This is a genomic window from Thiomonas sp. (assembly GCF_054608695.1).
Map to the genome: position 1 here is coordinate 1 of NZ_JBTRXV010000133.1, position 6,791 is coordinate 6,791.

At 60.3% G+C, this 6,791-nt stretch carries 8 protein-coding genes; all 8 read left to right on the plus strand.

Annotated features, from left to right (window positions below; translation table 11 throughout):
• Positions 1 to 141: 141 nt before the first annotated feature.
• The 8 genes from ACYCUK_RS22445 to ACYCUK_RS22480 all read left to right on the plus strand — a co-directional run bounded on the left by ACYCUK_RS22445 (position 142) and on the right by ACYCUK_RS22480 (position 6,446).
• The gene (locus ACYCUK_RS22445; RefSeq protein ID WP_461596832.1) at positions 142 to 1,671 is read left to right on the plus strand and encodes a DNA topoisomerase; all 1,530 of its coding nucleotides are present in this window, start codon (positions 142 to 144) and stop codon (positions 1,669 to 1,671) included.
• Between the two features lie 250 nt (positions 1,672 to 1,921).
• Positions 1,922 to 2,308, plus strand: coding sequence for a hypothetical protein (locus ACYCUK_RS22450; RefSeq protein WP_461596833.1), 387 nt, complete (start codon positions 1,922 to 1,924; stop codon positions 2,306 to 2,308).
• A 133-nt stretch (positions 2,309 to 2,441) separates the two neighbouring features.
• Positions 2,442 to 3,866: a DDE-type integrase/transposase/recombinase gene (locus ACYCUK_RS22455; RefSeq protein ID WP_461596834.1), complete on the plus strand. Its 1,425-nt coding sequence runs from the start codon at positions 2,442 to 2,444 to the stop codon at positions 3,864 to 3,866.
• A 3-nt stretch (positions 3,867 to 3,869) separates the two neighbouring features.
• Entirely contained in the window at positions 3,870 to 4,709 is an 840-nt protein-coding gene (locus ACYCUK_RS22460) for an ExeA family protein (protein WP_461596835.1), read from the plus strand.
• 10 nt (positions 4,710 to 4,719) lie between these two features.
• Positions 4,720 to 4,923: a hypothetical protein gene (locus ACYCUK_RS22465; RefSeq protein ID WP_461596836.1), complete on the plus strand. Its 204-nt coding sequence runs from the start codon at positions 4,720 to 4,722 to the stop codon at positions 4,921 to 4,923.
• A gap of 84 nt (positions 4,924 to 5,007) precedes the next feature.
• Positions 5,008 to 5,619, plus strand: coding sequence for a DNA topoisomerase (locus tag ACYCUK_RS22470; RefSeq protein ID WP_461596839.1), 612 nt, complete (start codon positions 5,008 to 5,010; stop codon positions 5,617 to 5,619).
• A gap of 222 nt (positions 5,620 to 5,841) precedes the next feature.
• The gene (locus ACYCUK_RS22475; protein WP_461596837.1) at positions 5,842 to 6,204 is read left to right on the plus strand and encodes a hypothetical protein; all 363 of its coding nucleotides are present in this window, start codon (positions 5,842 to 5,844) and stop codon (positions 6,202 to 6,204) included.
• A gap of 47 nt (positions 6,205 to 6,251) precedes the next feature.
• Positions 6,252 to 6,446, plus strand: a complete 195-nt coding sequence (locus ACYCUK_RS22480) for a nucleotidyl transferase AbiEii/AbiGii toxin family protein (protein ID WP_461596838.1) — start codon at positions 6,252 to 6,254, stop codon at positions 6,444 to 6,446.
• The last annotated feature ends 345 nt before the right edge of the window (positions 6,447 to 6,791 follow it).

The window sequence follows — 6,791 nt, forward strand, 5'->3', positions numbered from 1 at the left end:
TGTGCCGCACCTCCGAAGCCATCTGAAAAAAGTTTACTATTGTCCTCACGGCCTGGCGAGAGTGCTTGACCAGAGGCCGATCTATACCCTCACGTTGGGGTGACGCAGAGCGTCTACCCGGTAGACGATCGAGGGTGTCTGATGAAAGTATACATTGCCGAGAAGCCCAGCCTGGGCAAAGGGATCGCCGAGTATTTGCCCGGATCGAAAAGCAAAGGGAACGGCTTCATCCAGTGCGGAGTGGATACCGCCGTGACCTGGTGTTTCGGCCATATATTCGAGCAGGAAGAGCCGGACTTCTACACGCCTAATGATGTTCCCACCACGCCGAAGGGCAAGAAAAAATGGCGCTTTGAGGAACTACCCATTTTCCCTGAGCAATGGAAGAAGCGGGCAAAAGATGACGCCAAGGCCCAGATCAAGGTGATCCGGGACCTGCTCAAGAAAGCCTCGTCTGTCGTCAACGCAGGAGACCCCGATCGAGAGGGCCAGCTGCTGGTGGATGAGGTACTGGAAGAGCTCCGCTGGAAAGGGCCTACGCAACGCATTTGGCTGGCCGCCCTCGATGAGCAGTCCGTGCGCAAGGCGCTGGCCAGTCTGAAGGACAACCGGGACTATCAGAATCTCAGCAATTCTGCCGAGGCTCGCGCCCGTGCGGACTGGCTCATGGGCATGAATCTCACCCGCGCATTCACGCTGCGCAACAGCGGCGCCGGGGTCGTCTCCGTGGGCCGTGTGCAGACGCCGACCTTGGCTCTGGTCGTGGCCCGTGATGAGAAGATTGAGCACTTCAAACCCAAGGATTACTACGTTCCCCGGATAAACACCGGATTCTGGACCGTCTGGGAGTTGAGGGAGGATTTCGAGGGTGTCGATGCCGAAGGGTATCTCACCGACCGGAAAGCCGCTGACCGGCTGGCATCCCGGGCCAAGGCAGACGGCAAGGCCACGGTGAAGGATTTCACCAGCGCCGAAAAGCAGCAGCAGGCCCCATTAGGCTTCTCCCTTGCGGAGTTGCAAAAGGTCTGCTCAGCCAAGCTCGGCATGTCGGCACAAAATGTCCTTGATGCGGCCCAGTCGCTGTACGAGGAACACAAGGCGGCGACCTATCCCCGGACCGATTGCCGCTATCTACCGGAAGAACAGCATGGGGATGCCGGGCAGATACTGTCTGGCTTGGCAAAATCTGGATTTGCGGATCTGGTGAAAGCCGCCGATTCCAACCGGAAGTCGGCCATCTGGAATACGGGCAAAGTGACGGCGCACCATGCCATCATTCCGACCGGCTCCATGCAGGGATCTATGAGCCCGGCAGTGGCCAAGGTCTACGAGATCATCGTCCGCTCCTATCTCGCGCAGTTCTATCCGCCCTATGTGTACCGGGCGATCAAGGCTCTACTGACTTGCACCGGCGAGGACTGGAAGGCGACAGCCAACGTCCCAGTCTCCGCAGGCTGGAAAGCCGTGTATGGGATGACCGATGACGATAATGATGACACCCCCGCCCAGTCGATCCCGCCGCTCAAAAAGGGACAGAGCCTGACGGTTCAGGATGCGGACGTGCAGGCAAGGCAGACCAAGCCGCCGGCACGATTTACGGATGGATTGCTCATTGTGAGTACGGTCAGAGATGTTGATGGCTTTAGACGCGCTGACGCTCACGTAGCGTGAGGGGCTGGGGGTAGACCCCCTCGAAGAGCTTGAACAAACGCGCCTGTTGGGGGAGTGTCACTTTCCGACCAAGAAAAGGACCCCGTCAGTGTGCCATAACCTTCTGCATGATCCCAAAATATTTCAGTTGTTGTACCGCGTTGATGAAGCCCTTGCCGAAGAAGCCAGGACCACCCGATGTGCCTGTGGTGGGAAGTGGCATCGGGCAGACTACCCGCGCAAGCCCAGAGGCTGTTTACGGGATTTCAGGATGCAGTACGCCTCGCGCTTCAGCTTCTGCTGTAGCCACTGCCGCAAGCGCAGAACATCACCCTCCGTGCGGTTTTTCGGGCGCCGGGTCTATCTGGCCCTGGTGATCCTGCTGATGGCCGGACGGCTGACTGCCAGAACACCGGGCGCCCAGGCGGTTTGCGCTTTGCTCGACGTTCCCGGACGCACCCTGCGACGCTGGCGAGACTGGTGGATGCAGGACTTCCCCATGACGGCCCTCTGGAAGGCAGAAGTCGCCTGCTATCTGCCGCCGGTCCACCGGGAAGATTTGCCACTTAGCCTGCTGGCCCGGTTTGCGGGTCCACCTGTTGCCGCCGTGTTGGACGGCTTGGCGCTGCTCACGCCGCTGACGATCCGCCAGAGGTAAACCAGGGGTAAAAATCAAGCGGAATGAGGGTTGCAGATTTCCCGCAGAACTTGGCAAGTGTCACCCTGACTGAGGGTTTGTAAGCTGGGTCTCCCGTGTTGCCCTGGGCAGCACCACCTCTGGAGACCTGATTATGAAAACCCGTATCGACTCCCCCCAACGGGATCGCTGGGCACTGTTGCGCTTTGCGATTATCGGCCCTTTGCTGGCGGCGCCACCCGCCCCAGGGGAACTGGCTCCGGCCCTGGAGGCGCTGGCTGCCCGGACTTGGCGTCATCCGCTCACCGGTGAACCGGTCCAATTTGGATTCTCCACCCTGGAGCGTTGGTATTACACGGTGCGTGCCGCCGAGAATCCGGTGATCATCCTGCGCAACCGGTTACGCAGTAATATCGGCCAGTTCCCGAGTCTGACGCCGCGGGTGATCGAGACGCTGACCATCCAATATCGGGAGCATCCGGGCTGGACGGCCCAGTTGCACTACGACAATCTGAAGGCTGCTCTGCAGGGGCAGGATGTGACGCTTCCATCCTACCCGACGATCCGCCGCTATCTCAAGGCACATGGCCTGTTCCGGCAGTCGCGGCCGAAACGCGCCACCGCCGGCGCGATCGCCGCCCGTGATCGCCTGGAACGGCTGGAAGTGCGCAGCTATGAGGTAGAGCACACCGCCGCCCTCTGGCATCTGGATTTCCATCACGGCTCCCGCAAGGTACTGACCCACGCCGGCACCTGGGAGACGCCCATGCTGCTGGGGATCATCGACGATCACTCGCGGCTGCTCTGCCACCTGCAATGGTATCTGGACGAAACCGCCGAGAGCCTCATCCACGGCCTCTGCCAGGCCTTCATGAAGCGCGGCCGGCCACGGGCGCTGATGACCGACAATGGCGCCGCCATGGTGGCCGAGGAAACGACCAACGGGCTGGCCATGCTGGGGGTGCTGCATCAGACGACACTGCCTTATAGCCCACACCAAAATGGGAAGCAAGAGTGCTTCTGGGGCCAGATCGAAGGCCGCCTGCTGCCCATGCTGGAGGGAGAGGAAGGGCTTACTCTGGGGACACTGAACCGGGCGACGCAGGCCTGGGTAGAGCGGGAATATCATCGCAGCCGGCACAGCGAGATCGGCACCACCCCTCTGGCCCGTTATCTGGAAGGTCCCAATGTCGCCCGAGAATGCCCCTCCGTCACCGAGTTGTCTCGTGCCTTCCGCATCGAAGTACAGCGGCGGCAACGGCGCTCGGACGGCACGGTGAGTCTGGACGGTAAGCGCTTCGAGATTCCTGCCCGCTACCGCACGCTGCCAGAGGTCACCCTGCGCTATGCCCGCTGGGATCTGATCCAGATCGATCTGGTGGAACCGCGTACTGGTACCGTTCTCTGCCCGATCCGCCCGCTGGATAAAACCGCCCATGCCGACGGTGCGCGCCGAACCCTGACGCCAGCACCGGACCTCAGCCCCTTGCCTGCCTCCGGCATGGCCCCGCTGATGCGCCAACTACTCGCCGAATATGCCGCCACCGGCGTTCCCGCCCGCTATCTGCCCAAGGAGTAAATCATGAGTCAAAACTTGCTGGCCCTCTACGGGCTCAAGTGGAATCCCTTCTCTGCCGATCTGCCCATTGCAGCGGTCAGTGTCCCGCCCAAAGTCGAGGACTTCTGCTGGCGGATAGAACATGCTCTGGTCCGGGAGGGGGGCTTCGCCCTGATCCAGGGCGATCCCGGCACCGGCAAGAGCGTCATCCTGCGCTTGCTGGCGGAGCGCCTGTCGCAGTTGCCGGACCTGACCGTCGGAGCCATCCATCACCCACAGAGCAATCTCGCTGACTTTTACCGGGAACTGGGAGATATCTTCGCCGTCTCCCTCAAACCGAGTAACCGCTGGGGCGGCTTCAAGGCACTGCGCGAGCGCTGGCTCACCCATCTGGATGCCACCCGCCGCCGCCCGGTGCTGCTCATCGACGAAGCCCAGGAAATGAATGCCCCCGTGCTCTGCGAACTGCGTCTGCTGTCCAGTGCCCGCTTCGATTCCCAGAGCCTGCTCAGTGTCATCCTCGCCGGGGATGCCCGGCTCACCGAAAAACTGCGCCGGGAAGAACTGGTCCCGCTGGGTAGTCGCATCCGGGTCCGTCTGCACACCGAATCTGCCAGCCGCGATGAATTGCTCGGCTGCCTGGAACGCCTGATGGCCGAAGCCGGTAACGCCGGACTGATGACGGCAGGCCTCTGCCAGACCCTCTGTGATCATGCCATGGGCAATTACCGGGTGCTCACCCAAATGGCGGCCGAACTCCTTGCGGCCGCCACCCAACGCCAACTGGATCAACTGGACGAGAAGCTGTTCCTCGAACTCTATGGTCCACCCCAGCAACCCGCCCGGCGCAAGACGGCACGCTGAGGAGGCGGCTATGATCTCTTATCCTTGCAACGACCAGCCGCTCTTACCGCCGCTCTCCGACGAGGCCGCCGTCACGGTCCTGGAGTTTCTGCAGCGCTTCACCGAATGCTTCGAGAGCCAGTACTACGGGGAGATCCACCGGTATTACGAAGAACGATCACAGGCCAATATGAAAACTGCCAATCCGCCACCTGCCGACGACCCGCCGTTCTGAGAAGCTAACCAACCCAGAGTCATGCCGCCCGCTCACAAAATCGGGCTGCGTGGCTTTTTTTATGCCGCCGTCTGCCCCTCATATATGTTGACCAGAGAACCATCAATTTGGCTGACCACACTCATCATTGAAGCTATGAGCAACATCCACAAGGTGGTTGAGGACGAGGCCGCCAAGGCCAAGCTCAAGGAAACCTCTGGCCTGGGCACGGAGGCCACTAGGGCCAGCATCATCGAAACACTGCTAACCCGTGGATTCCTGGAGAGAAAAGGCAAGCAGCTCATCTCCACACAGGCCGGGCGGGCGCTGGTTCACGCGCTACCCAAAGACCTGACCGATCCCGTCCTGACAGCCCGCTGGGAGGATGCTTTGTCATCCGTTTCCGAAGGCCGCGTGACGCTACAGCAGTTTGAGGAAGCGCAGCGTAAATTTGTTGTCCGCATGATCGAGGCGGCCAAGGCGACGACAGTTGCTGTCGGCCAGGCACGGCCATCTTCCGGCGCTGGTCGTGGCAAGTCGTCTACCGGAAAAACGCGGGGCGGCGGACAAAAGGCTGGCCCAGCCTGCCCGGACTGCAAGAAGCTGACCATCACCCTGAAGACGAAGAAGGGCGATGCCTTTTTCAAGTGCGAGGGCTGCCAGTCCTGCTGGTGGCCGGACAAGCAGGAACCCAAGAAGCTCGGAACCAAGTGGTAACACTGGCAAGGATTAACATGGCAAAATCTTTGGAGCGGGAAATGCTCTCCAAGGGGCGCGAATGGGTTATTCGAAAGGCCAGCGGAATTTGACGCATGGCTTCGTTCTGGAGAGGTTGCCCGTGGTCGCTGGCATTCGAGATGGGTTTTCTCTTACTGCTCTCTGAGCCGTCTACCCGGTAGACGATGGATCGGTCGTTAGACACACCGCCGCCCGCCTCGGATGCAGATTCAGCAAAACCTAAAAATGCGCTTTGCGTGGAATCATAATTGCTCCCTTGCGGCTGGACCGATACGGATTAAACTGTTGGATATGAATAAAGACTGGATGGTATTGACCACAATCAACGCCCCGCGTCAGGTCATGGTGACGGGCGATGATCTGGAGGCTTGGCTGCGCGGCACCGCCGAGGCGGACACCATGGGGTTGCCGGCATTTTTTTATGAGTGTGACCTCGGTGCGCAGCTCGGCTTTTTGCGTAGCCGCCATATCCCCATTGAGCAGGCGCTAGCCGCTCTGGACCAGTACGTCCGGCCCGGCTTTCCACCGGACTACCGGTTTCCGCTGGACGCCTGGGCTGCCTGATGGATTCCAGCCGGCTGCAATCCTGGGAACCGCTTTTCGACAGGGCCATGGTGGCCATAGATTCCCTACCTCCTCATCTGCCAAGGCTCGAATGGACCATTGGCGGCGGCACGGTGCTGATGTTCCAGTATCATCACCGGTTCAGCCGCGATGTCGATATTTTTATCACGGATGCGCAATATCTAACTGCCTTGTCGCCACGTTTGAACCACTTACTGCTCTCTGAGTCGTCTACCCGGTAGACGGTCTCGCATATTCTCGCCGAATCGGGCCTGTGTTCGGGCGTCTACCCGGTAGACGCTGGGCCGGTCTCCGCCGTCTGAAATCGTCTACCGGGTAGACGAAAACGCCAAAAAAGCGTCTACCGAAAGAAAAGCGGAACGCAAGATAAAGAAGGGGTATTGTGGGCGTTTTCCGGGAAGACGCTGCCGCTTTCCGGGAAAACGACGCGGTGGGAGCCGTCCACCGAGTAGACGACCCTCTCGGCTTCACAAAATCGTCTACCGGGTAGACGATCCGCGCCTTTCCTCCCGAATGGTATGTGGTAGCGTTATCCTCTCAGCCCCACCGCCTTGTGGACGGCTTCG

Bases quoted from the DNA above. Each gene is read 5' to 3' on its own strand.
- ACYCUK_RS22470 (WP_461596839.1), top strand. From the start codon at position 5,008: ATGTTGACCAGAGAACCATCAATTTGGCTGACCACACTCATCATTGAA.
- ACYCUK_RS22460 (WP_461596835.1), top strand. From the start codon at position 3,870: ATGAGTCAAAACTTGCTGGCCCTCTACGGGCTCAAGTGGAATCCCTTC.
- ACYCUK_RS22480 (WP_461596838.1), top strand. From the start codon at position 6,252: ATGGTGGCCATAGATTCCCTACCTCCTCATCTGCCAAGGCTCGAATGG.
- ACYCUK_RS22475 (WP_461596837.1), top strand. From the start codon at position 5,842: ATGCAGATTCAGCAAAACCTAAAAATGCGCTTTGCGTGGAATCATAAT.
- ACYCUK_RS22445 (WP_461596832.1), top strand. From the start codon at position 142: ATGAAAGTATACATTGCCGAGAAGCCCAGCCTGGGCAAAGGGATCGCC.
- ACYCUK_RS22455 (WP_461596834.1), top strand. From the start codon at position 2,442: ATGAAAACCCGTATCGACTCCCCCCAACGGGATCGCTGGGCACTGTTG.
- ACYCUK_RS22465 (WP_461596836.1), top strand. From the start codon at position 4,720: ATGATCTCTTATCCTTGCAACGACCAGCCGCTCTTACCGCCGCTCTCC.
- ACYCUK_RS22450 (WP_461596833.1), top strand. From the start codon at position 1,922: ATGCAGTACGCCTCGCGCTTCAGCTTCTGCTGTAGCCACTGCCGCAAG.